This is a genomic window from Nitratireductor indicus C115 (genome assembly GCF_000300515.1).
Classification (GTDB): domain Bacteria; phylum Pseudomonadota; class Alphaproteobacteria; order Rhizobiales; family Rhizobiaceae; genus Nitratireductor; species Nitratireductor indicus.
The window spans coordinates 23077-49732 of record NZ_AMSI01000014.1; the positions used below are offsets into that span (position 1 = coordinate 23077).

General features: G+C 59.8%; 22 protein-coding genes and 1 tRNA gene. 13 read left to right on the plus strand and 10 right to left on the minus strand.

The window, feature by feature from the left end:
- The first annotated feature begins 4 nt into the window (after positions 1-4).
- From NA8A_RS18390 to yacG, 6 genes are all read left to right on the plus strand, one after another.
- Positions 5-448 carry a DUF2948 family protein gene (locus NA8A_RS18390; RefSeq protein WP_009451873.1) on the plus strand — a complete coding sequence of 148 codons (444 nt, stop codon included), beginning with the start codon at positions 5-7 and terminating at the stop codon, positions 446-448.
- 1 nt (position 449) lies between these two features.
- The gene (locus NA8A_RS18395) at positions 450-935 is read left to right on the plus strand and encodes a UPF0262 family protein (protein WP_009451874.1); all 486 of its coding nucleotides are present in this window, start codon (positions 450-452) and stop codon (positions 933-935) included.
- Positions 936-965: 30 nt separating this feature from the next.
- A complete protein-coding gene (locus tag NA8A_RS18400) occupies positions 966-1445 on the plus strand; it encodes an arsenate-mycothiol transferase ArsC (RefSeq protein ID WP_074896602.1) in 480 nt (159 codons plus the stop codon).
- Positions 1446-1546: 101 nt separating this feature from the next.
- Complete coding sequence (gene infA, locus NA8A_RS18405; RefSeq protein WP_009451876.1) at positions 1547-1765, plus strand: translation initiation factor IF-1; 219 nt, start codon at positions 1547-1549, stop codon at positions 1763-1765.
- A gap of 27 nt (positions 1766-1792) precedes the next feature.
- On the plus strand, positions 1793-2425 hold the full coding sequence (locus NA8A_RS18410) for a Maf-like protein (RefSeq protein ID WP_009451877.1): 633 nt from the start codon (positions 1793-1795) through the stop codon (positions 2423-2425).
- Between the two features lie 2 nt (positions 2426-2427).
- Entirely contained in the window at positions 2428-2619 is a 192-nt protein-coding gene (yacG, locus tag NA8A_RS18415; RefSeq protein WP_009451878.1) for a DNA gyrase inhibitor YacG, read from the plus strand.
- Positions 2620-2973: 354 nt separating this feature from the next.
- Here yacG and NA8A_RS18420 read toward each other — a convergent pair whose 3' ends face one another.
- Complete coding sequence (locus NA8A_RS18420; protein ID WP_009451879.1) at positions 2974-3267, minus strand: DUF1127 domain-containing protein; 294 nt, start codon at positions 3265-3267, stop codon at positions 2974-2976.
- A 162-nt stretch (positions 3268-3429) separates the two neighbouring features.
- Between NA8A_RS18420 and NA8A_RS18425 the strand changes: the two genes are divergently transcribed.
- The 3 genes from NA8A_RS18425 (at position 3430) to NA8A_RS18435 (ending at position 7196) form a co-directional block, all read left to right on the plus strand.
- On the plus strand, positions 3430-4392 hold the full coding sequence (locus tag NA8A_RS18425; RefSeq protein ID WP_009451881.1) for a LysR substrate-binding domain-containing protein: 963 nt from the start codon (positions 3430-3432) through the stop codon (positions 4390-4392).
- A 46-nt stretch (positions 4393-4438) separates the two neighbouring features.
- Positions 4439-6010, plus strand: coding sequence for an exodeoxyribonuclease VII large subunit (gene xseA / locus NA8A_RS18430; protein ID WP_009451882.1), 1572 nt, complete (start codon positions 4439-4441; stop codon positions 6008-6010).
- A gap of 94 nt (positions 6011-6104) precedes the next feature.
- Positions 6105-7196, plus strand: coding sequence for a GGDEF domain-containing protein (locus tag NA8A_RS18435; RefSeq protein WP_009451883.1), 1092 nt, complete (start codon positions 6105-6107; stop codon positions 7194-7196).
- Between the two features lie 11 nt (positions 7197-7207).
- On the opposite strand, the gene NA8A_RS18440 is transcribed toward NA8A_RS18435, so the two are convergent.
- From NA8A_RS18440 to NA8A_RS18460, 5 genes are all read right to left on the minus strand, one after another.
- A complete protein-coding gene (locus NA8A_RS18440) occupies positions 7208-8527 on the minus strand; it encodes a porin family protein (RefSeq protein WP_157174153.1) in 1320 nt (439 codons plus the stop codon).
- A 92-nt stretch (positions 8528-8619) separates the two neighbouring features.
- On the minus strand, positions 8620-9708 hold the full coding sequence (locus NA8A_RS25295) for a transferrin-binding protein-like solute binding protein (RefSeq protein ID WP_009451885.1): 1089 nt from the start codon (positions 9706-9708) through the stop codon (positions 8620-8622).
- Between the two features lie 287 nt (positions 9709-9995).
- Positions 9996-10667: an imm11 family protein gene (locus NA8A_RS18450; protein ID WP_074896599.1), complete on the minus strand. Its 672-nt coding sequence runs from the start codon at positions 10665-10667 to the stop codon at positions 9996-9998.
- Positions 10668-10989: 322 nt separating this feature from the next.
- Positions 10990-11066 (minus strand) — tRNA-His (locus NA8A_RS18455).
- 205 nt (positions 11067-11271) lie between these two features.
- A complete protein-coding gene (locus NA8A_RS18460; RefSeq protein WP_009451887.1) occupies positions 11272-11727 on the minus strand; it encodes a phasin in 456 nt (151 codons plus the stop codon).
- 350 nt (positions 11728-12077) lie between these two features.
- Here NA8A_RS18460 and NA8A_RS18465 point away from each other — a divergent pair, with 350 nt between their 5' ends.
- The 3 genes from NA8A_RS18465 (at position 12078) to NA8A_RS18475 (ending at position 19179) form a co-directional block, all read left to right on the plus strand.
- Entirely contained in the window at positions 12078-15863 is a 3786-nt protein-coding gene (locus NA8A_RS18465; protein ID WP_009451888.1) for a PAS domain S-box protein, read from the plus strand.
- A 385-nt stretch (positions 15864-16248) separates the two neighbouring features.
- Positions 16249-17307, plus strand: a complete 1059-nt coding sequence (locus NA8A_RS18470; protein ID WP_009451889.1) for a Fe(3+) ABC transporter substrate-binding protein — start codon at positions 16249-16251, stop codon at positions 17305-17307.
- 174 nt (positions 17308-17481) lie between these two features.
- Entirely contained in the window at positions 17482-19179 is a 1698-nt protein-coding gene (locus NA8A_RS18475) for an ABC transporter permease (protein ID WP_051018033.1), read from the plus strand.
- Between the two features lie 351 nt (positions 19180-19530).
- Here the strand turns inward: NA8A_RS18475 and NA8A_RS18480 are convergent, their stop codons facing one another.
- On the minus strand, positions 19531-21489 hold the full coding sequence (locus NA8A_RS18480) for an acetoacetate--CoA ligase (protein ID WP_009451891.1): 1959 nt from the start codon (positions 21487-21489) through the stop codon (positions 19531-19533).
- A gap of 264 nt (positions 21490-21753) precedes the next feature.
- Between NA8A_RS18480 and NA8A_RS18485 the strand changes: the two genes are divergently transcribed.
- The gene (locus tag NA8A_RS18485; RefSeq protein ID WP_040673043.1) at positions 21754-23580 is read left to right on the plus strand and encodes an AsmA family protein; all 1827 of its coding nucleotides are present in this window, start codon (positions 21754-21756) and stop codon (positions 23578-23580) included.
- A gap of 188 nt (positions 23581-23768) precedes the next feature.
- On the opposite strand, the gene NA8A_RS18490 is transcribed toward NA8A_RS18485, so the two are convergent.
- The 3 genes from NA8A_RS18490 to NA8A_RS18500 are packed head-to-tail and all read right to left on the minus strand — an operon-like array spanning position 23769 to position 26643.
- Complete coding sequence (locus NA8A_RS18490) at positions 23769-24581, minus strand: ABC transporter permease (RefSeq protein WP_009451894.1); 813 nt, start codon at positions 24579-24581, stop codon at positions 23769-23771.
- 2 nt (positions 24582-24583) lie between these two features.
- Positions 24584-25495, minus strand: a complete 912-nt coding sequence (locus tag NA8A_RS18495) for an ABC transporter permease subunit (protein WP_009451895.1) — start codon at positions 25493-25495, stop codon at positions 24584-24586.
- 8 nt (positions 25496-25503) lie between these two features.
- Positions 25504-26643, minus strand: a complete 1140-nt coding sequence (locus NA8A_RS18500) for an ABC transporter ATP-binding protein (protein ID WP_009451896.1) — start codon at positions 26641-26643, stop codon at positions 25504-25506.
- Positions 26644-26656 lie beyond the last annotated feature (13 nt).

The window sequence follows — 26656 nt, forward strand, 5'->3', positions numbered from 1 at the left end:
GGCTATGGAATTTCTGAAACTCGTAGCGCTGGATGAGGTCGACCTCGGCATTCTTTCCGCACATCTGCAGGATGCCGTTGCCAAGGTGAGCGACTTGTCCTTCGAACGCAGCGAAAAGCGCTTCGCGGTCGCCTTCAATCGCTTCGTCTGGGAAAAGGAAGTCCGCAGAACGGCCTTCAGGCGTTCGCCGCACGAGCGCCGGCGCGCGATCCTTCACTTCGACCGGGTGCTCACCGTGCGCGCCATAGGCATCGACCGAAACCGCCCGAACGATGTCCTTTCCCTGCTTGCGATCAATTTCATCGCGGGAGAGGCTCCGTCGGGGACGATAGAACTTATCTTTTCCGGGGACACCGCCATTCGCCTCGAAGTCGAATGCATCGAGGCGCGCCTGACGGATCTCGGCGCGGCGTGGGAAACGGCGTCGCGACCAGCGCACGATTTGTAAAATGAGCGGCGCGGGCTCGGACACGTCACGGCTGATCGATGTCGAGCTCGACGAATCAGTCGGGCGCGCCACTCCCGACATCGAGCACGAGCGGGCCGTCGCCATTTTCGATCTGGTCGAGGAAAACTGCTTTCACCCTGTTGGAGACGACAAGGGCGGCCCTTACAAGCTCAGGCTTTCTCTGGTCGATTCCCGCCTGGTCTTCGCCATTTCCCGCGGGGATGGTGAGGCCGTCGTTACCCATATCCTGTCGCTCACGCCTTTCCGGCGCATCGTGAAGGATTACTTTCTTATCTGTGAGAGCTATTACGATGCCATCCGCAGTTCGACGCCAAGCCAGATCGAGGCCATCGACATGGGGCGACGCGGCCTGCACAATGAGGGTTCACAGACACTGATGGACCGCCTGAACGGCAAGATCGATATCGATTTCGATACGGCACGGCGGCTTTTCACGCTGGTTTGCGTTCTTCATTGGCGGGGCTAGGCATGAGCCCGCACGCCGTGGGGCACGGCCATGAGTGACTTCTCCCCTTTTTCGGCTCCGGCCGCATCCCGTGCGCCGCAATCGGTCTTATTCCTGTGCGGGATGAACTCGATCCGCTCACCCATGGCAGAGGTTCTTGCCCGACGCGCTTTGCCGCGGGGCGTATTCATCGCCTCGGCAGGTGTGCGGGCGGGAGAGCGCGATCCGTTCGTGGATGCAGTGCTCGCCGAAGAAGGCCTTTCGCTTGATGACCGCCAGCCGCAAAGCATCGACGAGCTTCCCGACACCAATTTCGATCTCATCATAACGCTCTCGCCCGAGGCCCATCATCGCGCGCTCGACATGACCAGAACGGATGCCGCCGAGGTCGAATACTGGCCGATGCTCGACCCGACGATCGTGTCGGGAACACGCGACCAGATCATGGCCGCATATCGCGACGTGAGGGAGCGCCTGGCCAGTTCCATCGCCTCGCGCTTTGGCTCCGACAACAAAAGCGCAACAAAATAACACTTGCCAGCGCCAAGCTTGTTCACAAAACCCCAGGAATGGGATAGGTTCCGCGCCACATTCGGCTGAAGCCGACACAGTTCACACGACAAAGGTAACGGATGCCCAAGGAAGAAGTCCTGGAATTTCCAGGCGTGGTTACGGAATTGCTGCCCAACGCGATGTTTCGCGTCAAGCTGGAAAACGAGCACGAGATCATCGCCCATACCGCTGGCCGCATGCGCAAGAATCGCATTCGCGTTCTGACCGGTGACAAGGTGACGGTTGAAATGACGCCCTACGATCTCACCAAGGGCCGCATCACCTACCGCTTCAAATAAGTTTTATCGAGCGGCCGGCGGAGAGCCATGAGCGCATTGCAGAAACTCGTGCTTGCTTCCGGTTCGCCGCGCCGCGTCGAACTCCTCCAGCAGGCAGGGCTCCAACCGGATCGTCTGGTTCCAGCGAACATCGATGAAACGCCCGTCAAGAGCGAACATCCCCGTTCGCTCGCCAAACGACTTGCGCAGGGCAAGGCGGAGAAGGCGCTTGAGCGGCTCAAGAAGGAAGGAAGGGCCGAAGGCAATTTCATCCTTGCCGCCGACACGGTCGTGGCCGTCGGGCGCCGCATCCTGCCAAAGGCGGAAATGGTCGACGAGGCATCGAACTGCCTGCAACTGCTTTCGGGTCGTTCGCACAGGGTCTACACCGGCATCTGCCTCATCACACCTTCCGGCAAGGTGCGCCAGCGCCTGGTGGAAACACGCGTGCGCTTCAAGCGCATTTCCCGGGAAGAGCTGGAAGCCTATCTCGCCTCCGGCGAATGGCGCGGCAAGGCCGGCGGCTATGCCATTCAGGGCTTTGCCGGAACCTTCGTGGTCAAGCTTGCCGGTTCATATACGAATGTCGTGGGCCTGCCTCTCTACGAAACGGTGAACCTTCTGGTGGCCGAGGGCTACAAGGTGCATTTTAACTGGCTTGCGGGTATTGGAGCGCAGTAGAAATGGCCGACATCCGCGATGAGAAAGTGACGCCCCTGAGGCCCAAGCGCCCCTGCCCCGAATGCGGAAAGCCTTCGCAGCGCGCCTATTATCCTTTCTGCTCGAGCCGCTGCAAGGACGTGGATCTGAACCGCTGGCTTTCAGGCCATTACGTCCTGCCCGGACGCCCCGCCGACGAAGACGACGACGAATAGAATATTTTGCGGTTGGGCGGGCTCAACTGAGGCCCGCATAAGTGCTGAAAAATGAGCGAGTTGCGGCCTCCAGGGAATCCAGGAGATTCGGAAGGGCGCATGGCACACCGGACCCAAGCCTCCGACGGCGGCAGGTCATTCCTCCGATTTAAGAACACCTTGGAAAGCACTGCATAAAAAAAGCCCGGTCCGTTTCGGGGACCGGGCAGGAGATGCAGGCTTGCCGGAGGGATACCGGCGGTGCGGGAGTTATGCCTGCAAGGGGAAATGGAGGGGCTTCATGAAACCTTCCCGAAGCATCGCTTCGCAAGAGCTTTCCTTCCGCCGGCATTTTTCGGCCGACGGAAAGGCGCGTTAAAGGTTACGGTTGTTCAAGACCATGGAGCGCGCGCGCTCATGAGCGATGGACTGGAGTTCACGCGTCGCACGGACCTTCGACGAGCGCAGGACGACGGTGTCGACGTCGCAGCGGGTCAAACCAATGTCGGCCAGATGGCTTTCAGACATTTCCGAAAGCTGGCGCAGCGCGGTGCGCGTTTTCCAAAAATGCATCCAGGCGGACACGACATTGCGAGCCACCAGGCGCACATTGCCGGTCGGCCGCGTGGAAGCGGGCAAAGCAAGGGCATCCGATTGCGCTCGGGACATCGTCTCTCTCCTGAATTTGGCGCTGACGGGAAACGGGATCGTCGCGCACTCCGAAAGAGCTGCCCGCCAATCCATTCACAAGAAAACGATATGCCGACCTTATTGATTAGTCGAACAAATGTTTTTAATCTTTATCATCAACCAGGATGATGGATCTCTGCCATGGCCGCTCCGCTTGATCTCGATCAGCTTTCCACCTTCATCGCCATTGCCGATACGGGCAGCTTCACCCGCGCTGCAGAGGAGGTGCACCGCACCCAGTCGGCAGTCTCCATGCAGATGCGCCGGCTTGAGGAACGTGTGGGGAAAACCCTCTTCCTGAAGGACGGGCGCACCAACCGCCTTACGGAAGATGGCGAGAGGCTTCTCGGTTATGCCCGCCGCCTGTTGCGGCTCAACCGCGAAACACTCGCCGCATTCGACGATGCCAGCCTTGAAGGGCATATCCGCATCGGCACGCCCGACGATTATGCGGATCGTTTTCTGCCGGAGATCATGGGGCGGTTCTCACGCTCCAATCCGCGCGTTGAGCTTTCAATTCTATGCGAACCGACGCTCAATCTGGTGGAGCACATCAGGCGCGGCAGTCTCGACCTTGCTCTTGTCACCTATGACGACGCCAAGGGCGGATCAGAAGCCGTGCGGCGCGAGCCTGTGCTCTGGGTGTGTTCGGCAAACCATCCGCTGCATGAGCGCGATGTGCTGCCCATGGCCTTCGGGCGGCCTAGCTGCCAGTGGCGGCGCGATGCCTGCATCGCACTTGAGCAGATGCAGCGCGAATATCGCGTGCTGTTCACCAGCTTTTCAGCGACCGTCATAACGTCGGCAGTCCTGGCAGGGCTTGCGATTTCCGTCTTGCCGGAATGCGCCTTGCGACCCGGCATGCGCGTACTTGGCGAGGCAGACGGCTTTGCTCCGCTTCCCGATTGCCGCATCGGGCTCATGCGAGGGCATAGTGGCCAGACAGAAATCATCGATGCTCTGGCGCGGCATATCAGCGAAAGCCTGGACAATTTATCCGTCCCCGCTTTCATCGAGGAGACAGGCAATATCGATTTCAATTCCGGTTTCCACAACATCAAAGGCCGCCGGCTGAAGCCCGGCCATGTGATGGCCGGCTGGTGAGGGGTGCGGGCTTGACCCGCCCCCCTTCCGCCGTCTCAATCAGACCATGACCGACCAGCCGCAAACCGATTCGTCCTCCAACGTGGCGGAATTCTCCGTCAGCGAGATTTCCGGCGCGCTCAAGCGCATGGTGGAAGATGCGTTCGGGCATGTGCGTGTGCGCGGCGAAGTTTCGGGATATCGGGGGCCGCATTCCTCGGGTCATGCCTATTTCGCCCTGAAAGACGATCGCGCACGCATGGAAGCCGTGATCTGGCGCGGGGTCTTCTCGAAGCTCAAATTCCTGCCGCAGGAAGGGCTCGAGATCATCGCCACCGGCAAGCTCACGACCTATCCCGGCTCGTCGAAATACCAGATCGTCATCGAAAGCATCGAACCGGCAGGCGCCGGAGCCCTTATGGCGCTTCTTGAAGAGCGAAAGCGGAAGCTTGCCGCCGAGGGTCTTTTCGACGATGCCCGCAAGCGCGCGCTCCCTTACATGCCGCGCGTGATCGGCGTCGTCACCTCCCCGACCGGTGCTGTTATCCGCGATATCATCCATCGCATTTCAGACCGTTTCCCGGTGCATGTCATCGTGTGGCCCGTGCGCGTGCAGGGAGAAACGACGGGCGATGAAGTTTCGGCTGCCGTGCGCGGCTTCAACACAATCAGCGAAAGTACGGGCTTGCCGCGCCCCGATGTGCTGATCGTTGCGCGTGGCGGTGGCAGCCTGGAAGATTTGTGGGGCTTCAACGACGAGGCTGTGGTTCGCGCCGTGGCCGCATCGGAAATCCCGGTCATTTCCGCAGTCGGCCACGAAACCGACTGGACGCTGATCGACCTTGTGGCCGACCGGCGCGCGCCCACGCCAACGGGCGCTGCCGAAATGGCCGTGCCGGTGAAGGCCGATCTCGAAGCTGCCGTTGCGCGGCTGTCGGCGCGGCTCAAGGGTGCGATCTCACGCGAGGGCGAGCGCAAACGGCAAGCGTTGCGCTCGCTTGCCAGAGCTCTTCCATCCGCCGATCAGCTTCTGGCGCTGCCGCGCCGGCGCTTCGACGAGGCGGCCAGCCGCCTCGGTCGCGCACTGACGGCGGCAACACAACGCAAACGGCTGACCTTCAACGCGTTGCGGCTTTCGCCGGCAACCCTCGAACGACGGCTTGCGGAAACGGGACGACGCGCAGCGCTTTCCGGCGAAAGGCTTCCAGGCGTTTTCCTTGCCATGGTGCGCGGACAGCGTAACCGCTTCGACCGCGACGCCGCCCGCATCACGCCGGCAGCGCTCAACCAGCGCATTGCGCATGGCCGCGAGCGGCTGAAGGTCATCGAGCACCGCTCAGACATGCTGATTGCAACGCGGCTCGAACGCGCGGGACAAAAGCGCACGCAAGCCGAACGCCTTCTGGAAACGCTGTCCTATCGCGCTGTGCTCGACCGTGGTTTCGCATTGGTGCGCGGTCCCGACAGCGAGCCGCTCAAACGGGCCAGCGATATCCAGCCCGGCCTTGAGCTTCAGATCGAGTTTGCCGATGGAAGCACGCGCGCCATCGCAGCCGGAGACGGGCATAAGAGCCCCCCTCCGCCGCGCACACCAAAGAGCGCGCCCCCAAAGAAGCAGGATCAGGGCTCTCTTTTCTGAAGGCAGCTTGTCGCAGCTTCGGTTCTTCACAGGCAGCTTTACCGGTTGGAAACCCCGGCGTTTTTAGGTTGCGTTTCAACACGAGGAAGTTGCAATGACGACAGCGGCCCTGTTCGCAGGCTTTTTACAGAATCTCGGCATCGCGGCCCTGGTGGCGATTGTCTATGATATGGCGCTGCGGAATGCATCGGACCGGCGTATCCGGCGCTTCGTGACCGCCTTCGTGTTGGCTGCCGGCGCGGTCGGCTCCATGATGATGCCATTCGAACTCGCGCCTGGGCTGATTTTCGACCTGCGCCACTCCTTCCTTATCCTTGCCATGAGTTACGGCGGCTGGCCGGCCGCAATACTCTCCGCCGCATGCGCAATCGCCTTTCGCATCTGGGTCGGCGGGGCCGGCATGTGGGCTGGCGTTTTGGGAATAGCGATCAGCGCGAGTGCAGGCGTCGCCTTTGCCCTTTACTTCCGACAGGCGCGATTACGCATGCTGACTTTCGCGCTCCTGGGGCTAGGCGCCAGCCTTCCCATGGCATCGCTTTTTGTGTTGCCCTGGGAGACCGCGCTGATGATTTTGGAAACAGTCAGCGTGCCGATGACCCTTGCCAATATCGCCGGCACGGTTCTGGTGGGAGAAATCCTTGAGCGTCGACGCATCCAATACTATCGCGAAAACGTGCTGAGCCAGGAAGCTTCCACCGACGCACTGACGCAGCTCGCAAACCGACGCGTATTCGATATGCGCGGCCCGGATCTTCTGATGAATTCCGCCCGCAAGGGCGAACCGTGCACGGTCATGGTCGTCGATATAGATCACTTCAAGCAGATCAACGACACATATGGGCACGACACCGGCGACAAGGTGCTGCGGCACCTCTCGCAGATCGTGCGTTCCAACGTGCGCAAGAGCGACCTCGTAGCGCGATACGGTGGCGAGGAAATCGCCCTGGTGCTGCCCGGCCACGACAGCCGCGGTGGCAGTGGACTGGCGGAGCGCCTGCGGCGCGCCGTCGAGAACGCGCCGTTTCCGCTCGACAATCGGAACACAATCCCGCTGAGCGTGAGCATCGGCCTCTATGCGAATGAGGGTTGGCCGGAATCCTTCTGGGCGGCTTTCAAGCGTGCAGACACCGCTCTTTATCGCGCCAAGTCATCAGGCAGGAATCGTGTCGAGGTGGCCCTCGCCTGATCAAAGCCTTTCTAGAAGTCTTTGGTCAGACGCAGCTCGACCTCATGGCGGGTGTAGTCCTCAAAGGCAGCGTTGGAGGAAACGCGCTCGAAGCGATATTGCAGCTGCGGCGCAAAACCGGCGATGTGCAGGTCACGCTTGGTGGCTATGATGTCGCCGGTGAAGCGTATGTCGCTCTGGCCTTCGTCAAGACCGGGATAAAGCCCGTGATAATCGCGCCATGACAATGCAGCTTGTGCAAAAACGTTGATGCCCAAAGGCAGCGGGCGCGCATATCCAACAAGCAGGCCTGCCTCGTCATAGGAAAAACGGCCTTCCCGTAGCCGGGCTAGCTCGCCGCGCACGCCGAAGCGGATGAAGTGGCCGGTAGCGAACATACGGTCTAGATTGAAGCCTAAATTGGCCACATAGCCATCGCGGGCATCCGAAACGAGATCGTCCTGGATGCGGGCCTGACCGCCCAGATACCAGAACCAACGAGGTGCTGCGGCAAAGCGGCCGGACAACTCGCCGCGGATACCCGTCTGAACGGTGGTGACGGCATCGGGCGTCACCACGATGCTTCCCGTCAGAGCGACCATCGCCCTTGTACTGCCGATGCGTTGCTCGACGCCGAGCGCGCCATCAACCTGCAATGAGGAGGCAGAAGGCAGTTTCGGATAGAAGCGTCCTGTCGCGCTCGTCACGGAAATCAATCGGCGCGTGGGGCTGAGCGGCTTCTGGTAAATCATCTCGCCACCGAGCAGAAGGCCGATACCGGACTTGCGTCGCGCGTCCGGATTGATCCGCAGGTCGATGGGACCGAAGGCCACGGTCTCGTTGTCCGTACCCCGGTTGATGTTGGTTGAGGGGAGAAGCGACAGATAACCGCGGAACCGCAGTGGCCGGCCTGCATCGACCAGATCGGCAAGCCGGGTGATCGCTCCGCCCAATCGATCATCGATGCCCGAGGCTCGCAGAAGCTCGGCCTGGGCGCGCACGCCATCGGCATCGTTGAGCGCGGCAAGCGAGCGGGCGAGCTCTATGCGCGCCACATCGTTCTGTGGGTCGACAGCCAATATTTCCCGGAAGATGGCCGCAGCCTGAGCGTGCCTGCCGGAACGCGCAGCAATCAAACCTTCAACGAACGCAACGCGCATGGAGTGACTGCGGCTGCCCGCATTCCACCGGGCAATGAAGCCGCGCGCCTCCTCGAAGCGACCTGCATCGACGAGACTGCGCACCGTGGCGACTGCCTGCGCACTGGAAACGATAGCCGTGCTGCCTCCTTCGGCCGCCGGCGCCGAGACAGCGGGGCCGGTGATCGCTCCGAGGCACATGAGAGCGGCCAAGAACAGACTGCGCAAACTCGAAACCCTTACGCTGAACAGCCCCGTCCCTTCGCGGGACGGGGCGCACGCTTTTTCATGCATGGAGCCCGAGATCATTCGCTTGCGGCGAACCATCCCTTCACCATGCCGGGGGTATTGCCGTTGATGGTTCCGTTGCCCTGGAACACACCACCGACATGCTCGGCGTTGTCGCCGAAGAAGGCACCCGAATAATCGGAACTGCCCGGCGAAAGGTTGGAGATTGTGGCACCGTTGGATTCGTCGAACATCCGCACCGTGCCGCCGGAGAAATGGCTGCCGTTGATCGATGCGCCGGCGAGTTCGACACCCACCTGCGACGGTCCCTTGGTGCCGTGCTGGCGCTGGGTGTTGTCGATGAGCACATCGACCTTGCCGGTGTCGAAGTTCGCGTTCACCGTGGCATCGCCGGTGAAGGTGGCCCCCTCCTGGGAGAAGCCGGGACCAGTCTTGTACTGGAACTCGGCGCCGCCCTCGCTGCGAGTGCGCTGATAGACCGCTGTCTGCTTGCCTGCGAGTGCCGAGGCAGGAGCAATCTTGCCGCCATACATGGTGGTGATGGTTTCGGTACCGCTGAAATATCCGTATCCGAGATGCTGCTCGACCACGAAGAAATCGTCGTCATTGTCGCCATCGAAATCGAGCGAGGTGACGCGCATTTGGTCAAGCGCCGTCGCCGGATCGCTCGTTTGCGAAGTCACGAAATCGCCACGCAACGTGCCGTTGGCGCGCGGCAGCACCGTGCCGTTTTCAGCCACTACCGTGCCCGCGCTCGAGGTGGAAGTGGCGTCAACCTTGTCGACCAGCTTGCCACCATCGAGTTCGAGGGAACCCGTTATAGTCTGTGCGCCCGTGCTCGCCGTATCGTCGGATACGTAGACCTCGCTGCCTTCATAGATGTCAGGGCCGACGCCCGTGGAGGTCTGCAGCTTCTTGTTATAGGTCGACTTCAGACCGAAAAGCTGGATGCCGCTGCCGGCCCCACCCCCACCCGAGCCACCGCTCGAACCGCCGCCCGATCCGCCACCGGATCCACCGCTGCCGCCGGAACCACCGCCCCCAAGGGAACCGCCCGAACCGCCAGAGCCGGTGGTGGCGGATGAACAGGCTGCAAGGCTTGCCGATACGAGCAGCAAAGCCAGTGTTGAACTGATTTTCTTCATTTTCGATCCCAGATCGGTCTTGTGTTGTGCCGTGCAGGATCGACCTGTGACACTCACACCCGAGGCCCCCCTCAACTCCCGCAACTCTTACGGACGGGACGATAATCGAGAGCGAAAGGATCAGTTATCCCCGGAACAGAGTAGCCCGCTCACGGGGAAATCAGTTTGTAGGTAAAATGATCGCCGCCCCGTGAGTGAGCCCAAATTTCCCGAAGCAATGCCCGTCCGAACGGAAGTGGCAATCGCGTTTCTCCGGCCATCTCGATCAATCGCCGAAACGAGCCGCCTTAAAGGTTTTCGGCGGAGACGAATAAGAGTCCCGTCAGGTTTTCACCGCAACAGGCATCTCGTAACGTGTCATCGCAAAACACGACCGGTGCGTAAGGTGTGCGAAAAATATGTGCCGACCTGATCCTGTTTTCTCTGAAAACCGCATTCGAGAAATTTGAAAAGATATATCGCTTGTCCTCTTCCCCGGTTTCGCGGTTCTTGCGTGTCTCGATCCATAACCTTGATTTTTCCTCATCGAGCGCATCAATCGTGCGGACCACATCACACAAGAAATAGGGTGCCCCTCGTGAGCCATCGGCCTGCATGAAATCGCAGGCCGCGAAGACAAATCCCTGTGGATCCGTCCTCTCGAAAATATGCTTCAACCTCTGTGAGATCAGCCAAAAGCTTCCGTAAGATTCCATATCCCGGAAAAGACGGCGGCCCTTCTTCTCGAAGATTTTGGGTTTTTCCTTGAAATATCCAAAGCTTGACCATTTTTTGTAGATGGCAGTTCGCTCAATCGGCGGAGATAAGAAATCCAACCCTGGGGCCATCAACCGGTCGGCATTTGCTATATCGATCTGACGCCCCCAATTTTCTGGTATATTTGGCTCCAGGCGAAAGAATTTTCTTTTGTTTTTTGAATTCCCAGAATTCACGATGCTTATTATATTAGAAATCGCCATATATAATTTCGCTTGATAATAAATTTACTTAAATAGTATTTTATCTGAAATTATTAATTACTATTTTTAATTCATTCGTGAACGCCCCTTGAAACGCTTCTTTTCGGATGAATTATTTCATATATCAAGAGATGTATTTTTTATTTCCGCGATTTTTGCGTGCACCAATTCTCCTCTGACAACGGATCAGAGAGCAGAAGCACATCGGATAGCTTCGCGCCGCAGGCCAGCCTTTTCACGCTTACCTGCAATACTCAGGATCAGACAACCGATTGAACGCTCTCGGAAGCTTCAGATGTATGGAATCGACGGGAAAAGAGAATGGTACGGTTGGGTGGATTCGAACCACCGACCTCAGGAGCCACAATCCTGCGCTCTAACCAACTGAGCTACAACCGCCCGCACCGTGGACCGGCGTTCGCGTCAATAAGGGCTATTCGAGCCTTTTTCAAGCCAAAACAACCATCCACAGACAAACAAAAAAGACCGGGGGGAGGATCCCGGTCTTTTTCGTAGATTGGGCCGAAGGGAGGAGGAGGTTCCGACCCGTCCCCGACGACAATGGGAGGAGGATTTGCCGTCGGGTAACTCGTACTGCGACGCCTCAGGCGACGCGGACTTCCTTGAAGGCTTTCTCGAAGACATCCTTCATCGGCTTCGACAGGGTCTCAACCGACTTCTGCGAAGTCACCTGGAATTCCTTCATCTGGTCGACGGCCACTTCCATGCGCTTGCGCAGGAAGGAGCTCTGCATCTCGATCAGATCAGCAAGCGAACGGGCACCGGCCAGAGCCTCAAGATGGGCAAGATTGGCCTCGGCACCTTCGCGCATCGCGGCAATCGACTTGCTGGTGAACTCATTGCCAGCCGTCTTCGCGGTCTCGAAGGTCTGCTCGAAAGCCTTCTGGGCATCTTCAGCGCCAGCCTTCATGCGGGCATAGATTTCCTTGGTCTGCTCGGTGCTCTTTTCAGCAAAGGCACGGAACTGCTCGTTCGCCTTGGTGGCGTCGAACGTCGGAAACTCAAGGGCTTCCGTCTCTTTCTGCGTGGTCTTGGTCATACCGAGATCCTTTCGTCCTTTAGCCCCGACCTCATGCCGCGGCCCCGAACAACGTTTTCCATGGCTGCTATATAGCAAAGCATTTTGTGCAATGCAACATATTTTTGCAGTGCAGCAAAATCCGAAGTCCGGTTAACCAACTGCTAATTTTTCCTTCTCCCCCGGCTCATGCATCGGTGGACCCCGAGGCCACATGGTTTTATTAATGAGTTGTTAACAGCGTTGCCGGGATGCCGTGGGTGAAGGTCCAAAAGAATCTCCCGGAAGCCGTTGTGGACCTTTTAAGGGTTACTGGGCAGCCGGTATGCGTGGTTGCTCAATCGCTGGGATGGTCAATCGGTTCGTTTTGAATGGCGTCAGTCTCTTACTCCTTCGTCGATGTGGCGGTTCTGGATGTCGTGCGCGAGCGCTTTGCGGCCGGTGATGCGCTCGTCATCCTTTCGGAGGACCTTGCCGAGGTGATCTGGGCCAATGGCGCCGGAGCGGCGCTGCTTGGGTTCGACGACATCGAATCGGCTATCGGCGCAGATACCAGCCTCCCCGTCACCGCCAAGCGCCAGATCGCAGCCGCCCCCCGCTTTCCCGATATCGGGCCGGATCAGGTGATCGCCGTGCGTCTTGCGCGCAGCGTTTTTGCCCCGGTCATCAATCTGCATGCGAGCGCCCTTGCGCTTCCCGATGGGGAAAGAGCCATCCTTCTTGCACGTCCCGCTACGGGACATGAAGGGCGCCGCGCAACGGCGATCGTGGAGGGTTTCGATTCGAACGGGCAATTCGCCGCTCTCGTCGATGCCGAAGGCATTGTCGCTGCGGCTTCGGAAGGGTTTGATCGCCTTGGCGTTTCACCCGGCACCCTGCGCAATCTCGTTTCAGAGGTGCGTGAGGAAAGCGACCGGCTCGTGAAAAGGCTGATCAATGGTTCAATGCGCCGCCTGCCTGCCGCCTTCGCCAGGCTGACGGACGACCCGGCCAGCCATCTGCTCATCGTTGTCGACGAGCAGAATGAGGAACCGCAACAGCAGCCGCAGGCTCCCGTGCCCGAGGTTCTGACGCCGGAGACCGATCTGCCTGGGGCTCCATCCCTTTCCGAAGAGCCGGAACCGATCGCCCCGTCGATCACCACGGATGTGGCGGACGAACTTGCGGAACCCGAAACTCCAAACGACGAAACCATTGCGGAAGACACCGCGGTAGAGCTTCCCGCGAATGAAATGCCCGTAGCCGATACGGCCTCCGAAGAAACACCATCGGAAGATCACTCCGAAACGACCGAGATCGCATCTTCCATGGAAGACGCGCAGGCGGCGCTCGAGGCTCCGGCAGAGCCGGCGATGGGAGACGAAGTTCTTCCTCCTCCGGCCACGGCCCCGGTTCCCCCGGAAGAGCCCCACGAGAGTGCGCAAGAGGAAGTCGTCGCGGCCAGCGAAAGCCCGAAAGATGACGACAAGTCGCGCCCGTCCGGCACGGTGCGTTTTGCCTGGCGTACGGATGCAGACGGCTGTTTTACCTCGCTGTCGGATGCTTTCGTCGAAGCCATGGGATCTGCATCAGCCGATATTATCGGCCGCCGGTTCCGCGACGTCTCCAATGCATTCGGGCTTGATCCGGAAGGCCGCATCGCCGGGCTCCTGGAGCGTCGTGACACATGGTCGGGACGCACCGTTCTGTGGCCGCTGGCCGGCACGGAACTGAAAGTGCCCGTCGACCTCGCCGCTTTGCCGATCTACGGGCGCGGGCGGGTTTTCGAAGGCTTCCACGGTTTCGGCCTTGCGCGCATGGGCGATGCCGTCAACGATCCGGAGAAGATCGGGCTTGCCCTTCTGCCCGGCGCGCCGTTGCCCGAGGGCTCCACGATCCTCGAAGAGCCTCATATCGAGCTGCCCGACGATGATATCGAGCCCGCGGCGGAAGCAAGGGATACGACGGAGCATGGACCGGAAGACCGGGAAGCCGGCAGCAACAAGGTCATCCGTCTTGCCGAGCACAGGGCGCCGGCGCGTGAGGGCAATCTTTCGCCGAATGAGCAGACCGCGTTTCGCGAAATCGGTGATCGATTGCGCCGCGAAAACGCCTTGAGCGAAGAAAAGCCCGAAGAGAAATTCAGCAAAGACGAAGCCGATGAGCACGCTGCTGCTCCTTTCGAGGCGGAAATGCTGACGCACCCCACTGTGAGTGAGGAAGCGCTTCCACAAGAAGCCATTTCCCCCGATACGGACGATGCGAATACCTCCTCCGATATCGACACAGAAGAGGTTTCGGACGCGGAGAATAACGAGCCGTCTGAAAGCCTCACAGCCGTCGAACGCGAGCTGGGAAGCGAAAGCACGCCCCCGGAATCCCCTGAAGCAAGCCTCCCCGCAGAAGAAGGCAAAGAAGAGCTGCCGCTCGAGGCCGTTTCATCCGAAGACACGCCGCCCAGCGCTGTGGACGACGCTGAAGACGCCGCGACCGAACAAGAAGCGCCCGACGACGCCACTGCGACCGGGCACCGGGAAGCGGCCGTAGAACCGGCGATCGCAGCAGAAGCAAAGTCGGCACCTGTGGTAAGCGCCCGCTGGGAAGCGCCGCTGCGGGCGTTTCTGCCCTCCGCCTTTCACGGCGAGCCGTTGCAGCATGCGCAGAAAGACGCGGCCGGATCCGACACCACATTCCTTGCGCATCTTCCCCTGCCCATACTGATCCACACGGGCGATGTGCTGCACTACGCCAATCAGGCTTTTTTCGATCTCACCGGGTATGGCGATCTCAACGCGCTTGCCGATGCAGGCGGGATCGATGCTCTGTTTGCAGACACCTATGAGGATGAAGAAGATCGCGGCGAAACCGACCGCTGCCTGCAGCTTCAGACTGCCGGCGGCGAAACTCTGCCCGTAAAGGCACATCTGCAGTCTGTACCCTGGAACGGCGGTAAAGCGCTGCTTCTGGCGCTGCGTCGCAGCACGGAAAGCCAGGCACCTGGCATCGCCCAGATTGCCAGCCAGCCTGAAGCGCCGGGCGAGGACATCCAGACGGCAGAGCTGCAGGCCAATCTGGCCGAGATGCGCGCTATCGTGGATACGGCGACCGATGGCATCGCCATTATCGACGATGACGGCAAGGTGCGGTCCACCAACCGGCCCGCAGAAGCGCTTTTCGGCTTCGATACCGAAGAGGTGGCCGGAAAGCCTTTCACCAACCTGTTCGCAATCGAAAGCCAGCGCGCGGTTCAGGAATATCTGAACGGGTTGTCCGAGCACGGCGTGGCAAGCGTGCTCAATGACGGGCTGGAAGTGATCGGCCGCGAGGCACAGGGGCGCTTCATTCCGCTGTTCATGACCATTGGTCGCCTGCCCGGCCAACGCGGCTATTGTGCCGTTCTGCGCGATATTACCCAGTGGAAACGGACGGCCGAGGAACTGACCCAGGCAAGAGCTGAAGCGGAACGGGCCTCAGCCCAGAAAACCGAATTCCTGGCGCGTGTCAGCCATGAAATCCGCACGCCGCTCAACGCGATCATCGGCTTTTCGGAATTGATGATCGATGAGAAATTCGGCCCCATAGGCAACGACCGCTACCGCGATTACCTGCAGGACATCAACCGCTCCGGCAATCACGTGCTCGACCTCGTCAACGACCTGCTCGATATCTCCAAGATCGAAGCGGGCGAGCAGGAGATGCACTACGAAGCCGTGCCGCTCAACGATGTGCTCGGCGAGACGGTGGCGATGATGCAGCCGCAGGCTAATCGCGAGCGCGTCATCATCCGCTCCAGCTTCGCCTCGAACCTGCCCGATGTGGTGGCCGATCCGCGCAGCGTACGCCAGATCGCGCTCAACCTCCTGTCCAATGCCGTGCGCTACACGCAGGCCGGCGGGCAGGTGATCGTCTCGACCGCTTATGCCAATGACGGCTCCGTCTTCATGCGGGTGCGCGACACCGGCGTCGGCATGACCTCTGCCGAGATCGACGAAGCCATGAAGCCCTTCAAGCAGATCAACAGCCTGAAGCGCAAACGCGGCGACGGAACCGGGCTTGGCCTGCCGCTCACCCGCGCCATGGTCGAGGCCAATCGCGCTTCCTTCTCTATCAGCTCGGTGCCGGGGGAAGGCACATTGGTGGAGGTGAGTTTTCCGCCAACCCGAGTTCTTGCGGACTAGAGATTTTTGCCTTCGGAAAGAGATGGCAGACGTCCGCATAGGTATAAAAAAACAAGAACATAGATGAGGTCAGCATCTCCGCTGGACCGCGGATTTTCCAATCGCTGCGCGACTTGATTGCAAGGGCACGGCGTCCCCTGCCCAGCTCTCTTCATCGCTGCCGGCGTCACACCGCCGCATCTGCCTGCCGGGTGACAGAGCGCAAGCCTTTGCATATGCCCGATAAAAGGTGAATTGGCCAGTTTAGAATACTTCTAAACTACTGATATTACTCGCATTTTCCTTGACCTTTGATAGTTTTTCTCCCAGAAGCGGCAGCGTCGGGGTGCAAGATGCGCCCGGCTCACACCATGGGACCTTGAACCCCACAGGCGAGGAAACGCTTATGTCCTTCAAAATGCTTCAGTTCTGCAAAGCGGGCGTTGCTGCCCTGGCGCTTGCCGGCGGGCTTGCCGCCTCGCAAGTCTCGGCGATGGCCGATGGCGTCGTGAACATCTATTCCTACCGGCAGCCTTTCCTCATCCAGCCGCTCCTGGATGCGTTCACCAAAGAAACCGGCATCAAGACCGAAGTGCTGTTTCTGGACAAGGGACTTGAGGATCGTATCGCAGCCGAAGGCACCAATTCCCCGGCCGATGTCATTCTGACAGTCGATATCGGGCGCCTCGTCAACGCCAAGGAAAAGGGCGTGACCCAGTCGGTCGAGGACGAGACGGTCAATTCCGAAATTCCTGCCGAGTTCCGCGATCCGGAAGGCCACTGGTTCGGCGTGACGACGCGCGGTCGTGTCATTTACGCCTCCAAGGAGCGCGTCGCGCAGGACACGATCACCTATGAAGAGCTTGCCGACCCCAAGTGGAAGGGCAAGATCTGTATGCGCAGCGGCCAGCACAATTACAATATCGCCCTCATCGCCTCCATGATCGCCCATCACGGCGAGGAGAAGACCGAAGAGTGGCTGAAGGGCCTCAAGGCCAACCTTGCCCGCAAGCCCAACGGCAATGACCGTTCGCAGGCACAGTCCATCTACGCAGGCGAATGCGACCTTGGGATCGGCAACACCTATTATGTCGGCATCATGCTGAACAACGATAAGGAGCCGGAGCAGAAGGACTGGGCGAATGCCATCAAGGTTCTGTTCCCCAATTCCCAGGATCGCGGAACGCATGTGAACATCTCCGGCATGGCCATGGCCAAGCACGCGCCGAACAAAGACAACGCACTTGCCCTGATGCGCTTCCTCGGCAGCTCCGAAGCCCAGTCGATCTATGCGGAAACCAACTACGAATATCCGGTTCTGCCGGGCGCCAAGGTTTCCGAAACGGTCAAATCCTTCGGCGAGATCAAGCCGGACAGCCTGCCGCTTTCCGAAATCGCCAAGTTCCGCAAGGCGGCCTCCGAAATGGTGGACCGCGTCGCCCTTGATGATGGTCCGGCTAGCTGATCCTGCCGGCAAACATGGAGCCGGTCCCCAAGGGGGCCGGCTTCTTGCGTTTTCCGACGCCTTTGCCGCCGGCTTAATGACCCGGCTGGCGAACTATTCCGTTTCAACCGCATTTGTGCGATGTGGAGCTTTTCAGCCAGCTCGCATATGCCGCAGCCAGCCTCGTGCCAGCCGATGACCGTCACCCCCCTTCCCACAGCGCCCGAGCGGCCAAGCCGCTTTGCCCGCGTGCGCGGCGAGCGCCATCTTGGGGCATTTGCGGGAAGCGTTTTGGTGGCGTTGGCGGTCTTGCTGCCGATCCTGACCATACTCCTGGTGGCTGCCGGCAGTTCAGGAGATACCTGGCCCCACCTTCTGCGATATGTTTTGCCGCGCTCGGCCGGCACAACCTTCCTGCTCTTGTTTCTGGTGGCTCTGGGCACCGGCATTGTCGGGGTGGGCTGCGCGTGGGTGGTGGTGGCTTATGATTTTCCGTTGCGAAGCTTCTTCGCATGGGCGCTCGTGCTGCCCCTTGCCGTACCGCCCTATCTGGCGGCCTATGCGTTCGGCGAGTTCTTTCATTATGTCGGGCCGCTTCAGAGCGGACTGAGAGCGCTTTTCGGCTTCACCAGCCCGCGCGACTACTGGTTCCCCGATATCCGCTCCACCTGGGGCGCGGCACTCGTGGTCACTTCCGTGACCTTCCCCTATGTCTATCTGACGGCGCGCGTCGTGTTTCTCATGCAGGGACGCAACATCGCCGACGTCGCGCGCACATTGGGCGCCACACCTTCAAGGGTCTTTTTCCGGATTCTGCTGCCCGTTGCACGCCCGGCAATCGTTGCCGGCATCGCACTCGTAATGATGGAAACCCTCAACGACATCGGTGCGGTCGAGTATCTGGGAGTGCGCACCCTCACCCTTTCGGTTTATTCGACCTGGCTGAACCAGGGCAGCCTCGAGGGCGCAGCCCAGATCGCCGCCGTGATGCTGGTGATCGTGTTTCTGCTTTTAAGCGCCGAACAGTGGGCCCGCCGCAAGCAGCGTTTCCACGCAGCGCGGGGCACACAAATGCGCTCTCGCCCACCTCGCGCGCGGCTTGCGCCCATGCGCGGTCTGACTGCGAGCGTGGCGCTTATCGTGCCGATCCTTTTCGGCTTCGGCATTCCTGTTTATGTGTTCGGGCAATATGTATCGCGCCGGCTTTACCAATTTTCGGACCCACAGGTTCTCCAGGCCTTCGTGACCAGCGTGACGGTCGCCGCCATCACCGCCGCGCTGACACTGACGCTGGCTCTGCTCATCCTCAATGCGGTGCGCCTCTCGCGTGGCGCATCGACCATGTTCCTGGTGCGGCTTGCGTCCGTCGGCTACGCCTTGCCCGGCACGATCCTGGCGCTCGGCCTCCTTCTTTCGCTGGCTCGCCTCGATAATTTCATCGACGGGCTGGCGCGCAGCTTCGCGGGCGTATCGACCGGGCTCCTTCTGACCGGCACCGCCGCATCAATCGTCATTGCCTGCACGATCCGTTTTCTGGCGCTGGCTGAAAGCGCAGTGCGTTCGGGACTGGAAAAGCTGCCGCCCAATCTGGACCTTGCCGCGCGCAGCCTCGGCAAGTCGGCAAATCAGAGCGCTTTCATGATCCTGCTGCCACTTTTGAAACCTGCTCTTCTGACGGCAGCGATCCTCGTTTTCGTCGACACGGTGAAGGAGCTTTCGGCGACGATCCTGCTGCGTCCCTTCGGCTTCCGGACACTTGCAACCCACGTCTATGAAAACGCTTCACGCGGCGCTGTCGAAGATGGCGCGGTGGCCGCTCTTCTGATCATTGCCACGGCCATTGTGCCGGTGATCCTGTTGTCGCGCCCCCTGATGCGCGACCACAACACCTGAACAGGCCTGAATACAGGGCATCCACGCCCGGCGACCACTTCTTCCAAAACTTCATCGGCTAATTATTTGTCAGCGCAAAAAAAAGCGCCCGACAGGGCGCTTTGAAGTCAGAAATGCTGTCAAAAACGGGGCTTGGCGAACATCTGGCTAATCAGTCGGGCGAATGGCTTTCCGCCCGGCTCGTCAAGTTGCCCCCAATATCGCGATGATCCGTTAACAAGACCTTACCGAGATCATTAAAAGTTTACGGAAGTGTATCATGTATGAAATCGCGGTAAATTTCGCGGTTACATTTCCTTAACCAAGAAAATTAATCCAAGCCGGGAAATGACATGGCTAACTCTCAACGCGTCAGCTGCGCAAGACATCTATATCCCGGTAAAATTCCAGCGCCTCCGGGTTGGCGAGAGCTTCCTTGTTCTTCACTTCCCGACCATGGACTATATCGCGCACGGCCAATTCCGTGATCTTGCCGGACTTGGTGCGTGGAATGTCACTGACAGCAACAATCCGCGCAGGCACATGGCGCGGGCTCGCGCCGGTTCGTATTTTCGTGCGAATGGCCTTTTCCAGATCCGCATCGAGCGCGACACCATCGGCAAGCCGGACAAAAAGAACGACGCGCACATCGTCATCCCAATCCTGGCCAATGCAGATCGCCTCCAATATCTCGGGCATCTGCTCGACCTGATTGTAGATTTCGGCGGTGCCGATACGCACACCACCGGGATTGAGCGTCGCGTCGGAACGGCCATGGATGATCATGCCGCCATGGTCCGTCCACTCTGCGAAATCGCCATGACACCAGATATTGTCGAATCGTTCGAAATAAGCGGCCCGGTATTTGGCATTGTCCGGGTCGTTCCAGAAGCCGACCGGCATGGACGGGAAGGCCCGGCTGCACACCAGCTCTCCCTTGCCGCGCGACATAGGCCTGCCCTCCTCGTCCCAGACCTCGACGGCGAGCCCGAGCCCTGCTCCCTGGATTTCACCCAGCCAGACAGGGAGGGTCGGCACGCCGAGCACGAAGCAGGACACAATATCCGTACCGCCGGAAATCGAAGCCAGATGAACGTCCTGCTTGATTGCCTGATAGACGAATTCGAAATTTTCAGGCGCCAGAGGAGAACCGGTCGAGGAAATCGTGCGGACCTTGGAAAGATCGTGCGTTTCCATGGGCTTCAAACCAGCCTTGCGTACGGCATCGATGAACTTTGCGGAGGTGCCGAAATAGGTGATCCCCTCAGCTTCGGCAAAGTCGAACAGAATGTTGCCGTCGGGATGAAACGGCGAGCCGTCATAGAGCAGCAGTGTCGCCTCCGAGGCGAGGCCGCTTGCCAGCCAGTTCCACATCATCCACCCGCAAGTGGTAAAATAGAAAAAGCGGTCACCGGGAACGATGCCGGCATGAAGACGATGTTCCTTCAGATGCTGTAGCAGAGTGCCGCCTGCCGAATGAACGATGCATTTGGGAACGCCGGTCGTGCCGGAAGAAAACAAGACATAGAGAGGATGCGCGAATGGCAGACGCTCGAATTCGAGCGTTCCGGACGCAAAGGCCGAGATAGCCTCGCCAAAAGCCTGGGCGCGGTCAATCTTCCCAGCAGCCTCCGCCGCATGGCCCAGATAGTCGACAATCAGCGCACGGCGAACACTTGGCAACTGCGCGAGGATTTCACCTACCTTGCCACTCACATCGAAGGATTTGCCGCCATACCAGTAACCGTCTGGCGCCAGAAAGATGGTCGGCTCAATCTGGCCGAAACGATCAAGCACCCCCTGCACGCCAAAATCGGGCGAGCAGGAAGACCATACCGCCCCGATCGATGCCGCAGCCAGCATGGCGGCTATAGTTTCGGGCATGTTCGGCATCATCGCGGCCACCCGATCACCCGCCTTCAGCCCTTCGCTGCGAAACAGCTGTTGCAGGCGCGAGACCATTTCCGAAAGCTCGTCCCAGCTCAGGCGTCGCTCGACCTTGTCTTCGCCACGGAAGACCATCGCCTCGGCGGAGCCTGAACGACGCAGAAGATTTTCTGCGAAATTGAGCCGCGCGTCCGGGAAGAAGGATGCGCCCGGCATCCGCTCGCCGTCCACCAGAACCCGCGCGCCTTTGTCGCCGATCACACCGCAATGATCCCATATCAGCGACCAGAAGCCTTCCCTGTCGTCGACAGACCAGGCATGCAGGGCTTCGTAGTCAGGCAGAGGGCGACCGGCGGTTTTTTCAGCTAAAGCAGTAAATGCGGTAAGCGATGCATTGCGTCTTTGTTCCTCGGATGGGGTCCAGAGCGGCCCGGCTTGATTCATGATGTCCTCCTAACAGATCCCGAGGCCGATCAAAGGTTCCGCAGCTTCCCCGCGCGCAGTCCCGTGTGCGACCGCGCCATTTATGCAATCCCCGGTTTGCCACGGCAATGTCGGGCCGGAAGATTCTTTTGAAATGCCCAAATGGAAGAAACCCGTGCAAGAAAGCTGCATGAAGCGACAAATCCTTGAAATGGATCACGCCTTGTTTAAACCCGATATCTGGTTTCATTAGTCGATGAAATACGCCCGAACGGGTGAGGATGCATGCCCCAGTCGGCAGTAAAGAAGAGCCTATGGACACTCGCTATCGCGGCGTTGATAGCGGTGGTGATCGTTCTGTGCCTGCCGATGATCGCTTCCACGCAGATCGTGCGCGACAGTGTGGCCCAGCAGGTGAGCGCCTGGAGCGGATATCGCGTGCGTCTCGACGATGCCCCTGAAATCCGTGTCTGGCCTTCATTCAAGGCCGTTTTGAACGACGTCGTTCTTTCGGACTGGCGCGACAACCAGCATCCGCCGGTGATGGAAGCCGAGCGCGTGGAAATCGATCTCTCCGCACTCGCAGCCCTGCGTGGCGAGGTGGTGTTCACCAAGATCCGTCTGGTGCGTCCCATCATGCGTCTCGATGGCACCGCAGGCGCTCCCAAATTCCATACCCTGCCCAAATGGGGGCGGCTCGCCCAGTCGATCGAACTTGCCAAGGAACTCATCAACCAGAACCCCAACGGACCCGACCTCTCGGCACTGCCGAGCGATGCCTTCGCGACCGTGGAGGTGGAGGACGGGCGCATCGTTTCGGCAGACGACCGCAGCCAGCCAGCTTTTGCAAGCGGCCTTGCCGGAACGCTGAGCTGGCCCGCGCTCAACCGCTCGGCAGCACTTTCGGCCCGAGGAATTTGGCATGGCGAAGCCATCAATGTGGAAGCCACGTCCGAGCAACCTCTGCTGCTTCTGGCGGGGGGCAAGTCTGCGCTTTCCCTGTCGTTGAAAACCTCTCCCGTCAGCCTTTCCTTCAAGGGCGAGGTCGACATAGAAGGCAATGCCTTTATCGACGGGCAGCTTGAAACCTCCGCCCCCTCGCTACAACGGTTTCTGGAATGGGCAAGCCGGGAAGACTGGCCAGGTACGACGATCAAGGCCGCCTCACTGAAAACCAGGGTGCAGGGCGATCCCACCCGCATCAAGTTCGAGAACACCGAAATCGGGCTCGGCGACAACAGCGCCACTGGCGTTTTCGATATCGGCTTCTCGGAACCGACGCCCATTGTCAGCGGCACACTCGCCTTCAAATCGCTCGATATGGACGCGTTGATGCGAACACTGGCGCCGGACCCGGCCAAGGGCGGCGCACAGACGCCAACCATTGCGCATCAAACCAATTTCGACCTGCGGCTTTCTGCGGCCACGGCCAATGCCGGCTCGATCACCATGTCCAATGTCGCAGCCACCGCCCAGGTGCGAAACGGCCTCACCAGCCTCGACATTTCGGACGCAACCGCTTTCGGCGGCATGCTGCAACTTGGCATTCGCCGCGACACGCTGGAGGGGCGCAGCCAGGTCGAGCTGCGGGTGAATGCGGAAAATGTCGATGGCGGCGAGATCGCTTCAAAGCTGCACCTGACCAATCTCATGCCCAAGGCACGAGGCAGTTTTACCGTTTTCATCAAAGGATTGGGCGACGATATCAAGAACGTTCTGGAAACGGCTGACGGCTCCATCTCCGCAAGCTTCGGCAAGGGCGTCATTCCGGGTCTCAATCTTGATTCGTTCCGCCAACACAATGACCGGGGAACGTTTTTCCCGCTCGCCGATATCGCCGATGGAGAACTGCCCATCGACGGGATAGAGCTCAAGAGCACGCTTGCCGGTGGCATCGCCTGGATAGACAAGGCAGAAATACAGCTCACTTCGCGAGAGAAGATCACGCTTGGCGGACTCATTCCCTTCGCCGGGAGAGGCATCGCCCTTTCAGGCAGTATCCTGCCGGCAACGCCACAGACGGAAACGCCCGAGGAAGAACAGCCGAAGGAAACCTTCTTCATCGGCGGTTCGTGGAGCGCTCCCTTTATCGCCCCGTTCCTGGTGGAATAGCCCCCGGTCGCCTTCCTGCCTCACTGCATTCCCAGATATGGATGGTGCATGTGCCGGGCGTTTCCGGCTGGTGCTCAAACACTCTAGATCGGTTCACTGTTTCACGGAAACCCTGAACCTGTTTTTCCGCATTTGTGCAGTCCGCATTTGTGCAGACGTCAGGTGTTTCCACCTGACTGCAAAACGCTCTAGGCGACTGCCTGCTCGTCGCGGCGGCGCTGGATTTCCTGCCGTTTGGTGACGATGGAGGCGATAATCACGCCGATTGCCACAATGCCGATCAGGATCGTGCAGATGGCATTGATTTCCGGCGTCACACCAAGCCGCACCTGGCTGTAAATCTTCATGGGCAGAGTGGTTGCGCCCGGTCCCGAGGTGAAGCTTGCGATGACGAGATCATCGAGCGACAGGGTGAAAGCCAGCATCCAACCTGCAATGACCGCCGGCAGGATGACCGGCAGCGTGACCTGAAAAAAGGCTCTTGCGGGCGTCGCACCAAGATCGAGTGCCGCCTCTTCCAGTGACTCGTCGAAAGTGACCAGCCGCGACTGCACGACCACAGCGACGAAACACATGGAGAAGGTGATGTGAGCAATCGTGACCGTGAAGAAACCGCGGTCGAAATTCATCGCAACGAACAGGAGCAGTAGCGACAGGCCGGTGATGACCTCCGGCATGACGAGCGGGGCAAAGACCATACCCGAAAAGAGAAGCCGCCCACGGAAACGTGTGTAGCGGGTCAACGCAACCGCCGCCATGGTGCCGAGCACGGTTGCGACCGTCGCGGAGAGGAAGGCCACCCGCGCCGTCACCCAGGCAGCGTCCATCAGGCCGCGATTGGAAAAAAGCGAGACATACCACTTGGTGGAAAAACCGGCCCAGACGGTGACCAGGCGCGACTCGTTGAAGGAATAGACCACGAGCAACACGATGGGTAGGTAGAGAAAGGCAAAGCCCAGCACCAGCGATACGATGTTGAAGCGTCCCCAGCTTCCTGCCATGGCTATTTCTCCGCCTCGCGCGCCCGCGCCTGCGAGCGCTGGAAGAATGCGATGGGCACCACCAGGATCAGAAGCAGCACCACGGCGACCGCCGAGGAAACCGGCCAGTCGCGATTGTTGAAGAATTCATTCCAGAGCGTCTTGCCGATCATCAGCGTCTCGGACCCGCCAAGGAGATCGGGGATCACGAACTCGCCGACGGCTGGAATGAACACCAGCATGCACCCCGCAACGATGCCCGGCAGCGATAACGGAAAGGTGACCTTCCAGAAGGCTGCGAGCGGCGGACAACCGAGATCGCGCGCCGCCTCGATCAACGAATTGTCCATCTTCTCCAGCGCCGCGTAGAGCGGCAGCACCATGAAGGGCAGGTAGGAGTAGACAATGCCGATATAGATGGCGGTCGTGGTGTTCAGTATGACCAGCGGCTGGTCGATCACTCCGAGATAGAGAAGGAACTGGTTGAGCAGTCCCTCGGGCTTCAAAATGCCGATCCACGCATAGACGCGGATCAGGAAGCTCGTCCAGAAAGGCAGGATGACGAGCATCAGAAGTGTCGGGCGGACCGAGGCTGGCGCCCGCGCCATGCCATAGGCGATGGGATAGCCCACCGCGAGCGTGATCGCTGTCGACACGCCTGCAATCCAGATGCTCGACAGATAGGCGTTGCGATAAAGCGGGTCCCCTGTCAGCCAGAGATAATTGGCGAAGGACAAATCGCCAATCCTGTCGATCAGCGTCTTTACTCCCTGAGCAAAATCGAAAACCGGCTGATAGGGCGGCATGGCGATGGCCGGCTCCGACAGCGAAATCTTGAAGACGATCAGGAAGGGCGCGAGGAAGAAGACGAGGAGCCACAGATAGGGCACCGCGATGACGAAACGGCCGGCAAGCGCTGAAAGAAAACGGCCCATCATGCCACCTATCGGGTCAGGATGACGCCGGCATCGGCGGGGAAGGAAACCCAGGCGCGGTCATGCCATGTCAGCACATCCTCGACAGCACGCTTGCGGTTGATGCTGCTGGCCTTGACGATGCGGCCGTCATCCAGCTTCACATGATGAATGGTCATGTCGCCGAGATAGGCGATGTCCCAAACTTCGCCCTCAATGGCATTGGGCGCGTTTTCCGGACGACTGCGGGAGATATCGATCTTTTCCGGGCGTACGGCGAACCAGACGGTCGCGCCCTTCTCAGCCCCCGCGCCGTTGACAACGGAAAGTTCTATCCCGGCGCCATCGGCAATCGTGGCGGTCTCCCTATCGGCGGCCATAACCGTGCCTTCGAACATGTTGATGGAACCAACGAAATCAGCCACGAAGCGGGAATTCGGCGCTTCATATATCTCGGCCGGCGTCGCGACCTGAATGACCTTGCCCTTGTCCATCACCGCAATGCGATCGGCCATGGTCATGGCTTCTTCCTGATCATGCGTGACAACCATGAAGGTGAGGCCAAGGTCGTATTGCAGGTCGATCAGCTCGAACTGGGTTTCTTCACGCAATTTCTTGTCGAGTGCACCCAGCGGCTCATCGAGCAGCAGCAGCTTGGGCCGCTTGGCGAGTGAACGGGCCAGCGCCACACGCTGTCGCTGGCCGCCGGAAAGCTGATGCGGCTTGCGTTTGGCGAAGGGTTCGAGCTTGACCAGCTTAAGCATGGAGGCGACGCGGTCGCGGATTTCGCCCGCCGGCATGCGATCCTGCTTGAGGCCGAAGGCAATGTTTGCTTCCACCGTCATATGCGGGAAAAGCGCATAGGACTGGAACATCATGTTGACGGGCCTTTTGTGCGGCGGAATGCCGGAAAGGTCCTGCCCATCGAGGAAGATGCGGCCGGCAGTGGGCTGCTCAAAGCCCGCCAGCATGCGCAAGAGCGTGGTCTTGCCGCATCCCGATGCGCCCAGAAGCGCGAAGAACTCGCGCTCATGGATGTTCAGCGACAAGTCATCGACCGCCGTGAAGTCACCGAAACGCTTGGTGACCTTTTCGAAGGCGATATAGGGCTTCGCCTGGGGATCGGCCCAGGGCGCGAAGCTGCGGCGCGTGCTGCCGAGCGATTTCATCGCGTCTCCCCCG

Coding starts and splice junctions, on each gene's coding strand:
- NA8A_RS18390 (WP_009451873.1), top strand. CDS start 5: ATGGAATTTCTGAAACTCGTAGCGCTGGATGAGGTCGACCTCGGCATT.
- NA8A_RS18395 (WP_009451874.1), top strand. CDS start 450: ATGAGCGGCGCGGGCTCGGACACGTCACGGCTGATCGATGTCGAGCTC.
- NA8A_RS18400 (WP_074896602.1), top strand. CDS start 966: ATGAGTGACTTCTCCCCTTTTTCGGCTCCGGCCGCATCCCGTGCGCCG.
- infA (WP_009451876.1), top strand. CDS start 1,547: ATGCCCAAGGAAGAAGTCCTGGAATTTCCAGGCGTGGTTACGGAATTG.
- NA8A_RS18410 (WP_009451877.1), top strand. CDS start 1,793: ATGAGCGCATTGCAGAAACTCGTGCTTGCTTCCGGTTCGCCGCGCCGC.
- yacG (WP_009451878.1), top strand. CDS start 2,428: ATGGCCGACATCCGCGATGAGAAAGTGACGCCCCTGAGGCCCAAGCGC.
- NA8A_RS18420 (WP_009451879.1), bottom strand. CDS start 3,267: ATGTCCCGAGCGCAATCGGATGCCCTTGCTTTGCCCGCTTCCACGCGG.
- NA8A_RS18425 (WP_009451881.1), top strand. CDS start 3,430: ATGGCCGCTCCGCTTGATCTCGATCAGCTTTCCACCTTCATCGCCATT.
- xseA (WP_009451882.1), top strand. CDS start 4,439: ATGACCGACCAGCCGCAAACCGATTCGTCCTCCAACGTGGCGGAATTC.
- NA8A_RS18435 (WP_009451883.1), top strand. CDS start 6,105: ATGACGACAGCGGCCCTGTTCGCAGGCTTTTTACAGAATCTCGGCATC.
- NA8A_RS25295 (WP_009451885.1), bottom strand. CDS start 9,708: ATGAAGAAAATCAGTTCAACACTGGCTTTGCTGCTCGTATCGGCAAGC.
- NA8A_RS18450 (WP_074896599.1), bottom strand. CDS start 10,667: ATGGCGATTTCTAATATAATAAGCATCGTGAATTCTGGGAATTCAAAA.
- NA8A_RS18460 (WP_009451887.1), bottom strand. CDS start 11,727: ATGACCAAGACCACGCAGAAAGAGACGGAAGCCCTTGAGTTTCCGACG.
- NA8A_RS18465 (WP_009451888.1), top strand. CDS start 12,078: ATGGCGTCAGTCTCTTACTCCTTCGTCGATGTGGCGGTTCTGGATGTC.
- NA8A_RS18470 (WP_009451889.1), top strand. CDS start 16,249: ATGTCCTTCAAAATGCTTCAGTTCTGCAAAGCGGGCGTTGCTGCCCTG.
- NA8A_RS18475 (WP_051018033.1), top strand. CDS start 17,482: ATGACCGTCACCCCCCTTCCCACAGCGCCCGAGCGGCCAAGCCGCTTT.
- NA8A_RS18480 (WP_009451891.1), bottom strand. CDS start 21,489: ATGAATCAAGCCGGGCCGCTCTGGACCCCATCCGAGGAACAAAGACGC.
- NA8A_RS18485 (WP_040673043.1), top strand. CDS start 21,754: ATGCCCCAGTCGGCAGTAAAGAAGAGCCTATGGACACTCGCTATCGCG.
- NA8A_RS18490 (WP_009451894.1), bottom strand. CDS start 24,581: ATGGCAGGAAGCTGGGGACGCTTCAACATCGTATCGCTGGTGCTGGGC.
- NA8A_RS18495 (WP_009451895.1), bottom strand. CDS start 25,495: ATGGGCCGTTTTCTTTCAGCGCTTGCCGGCCGTTTCGTCATCGCGGTG.
- NA8A_RS18500 (WP_009451896.1), bottom strand. CDS start 26,643: ATGAAATCGCTCGGCAGCACGCGCCGCAGCTTCGCGCCCTGGGCCGAT.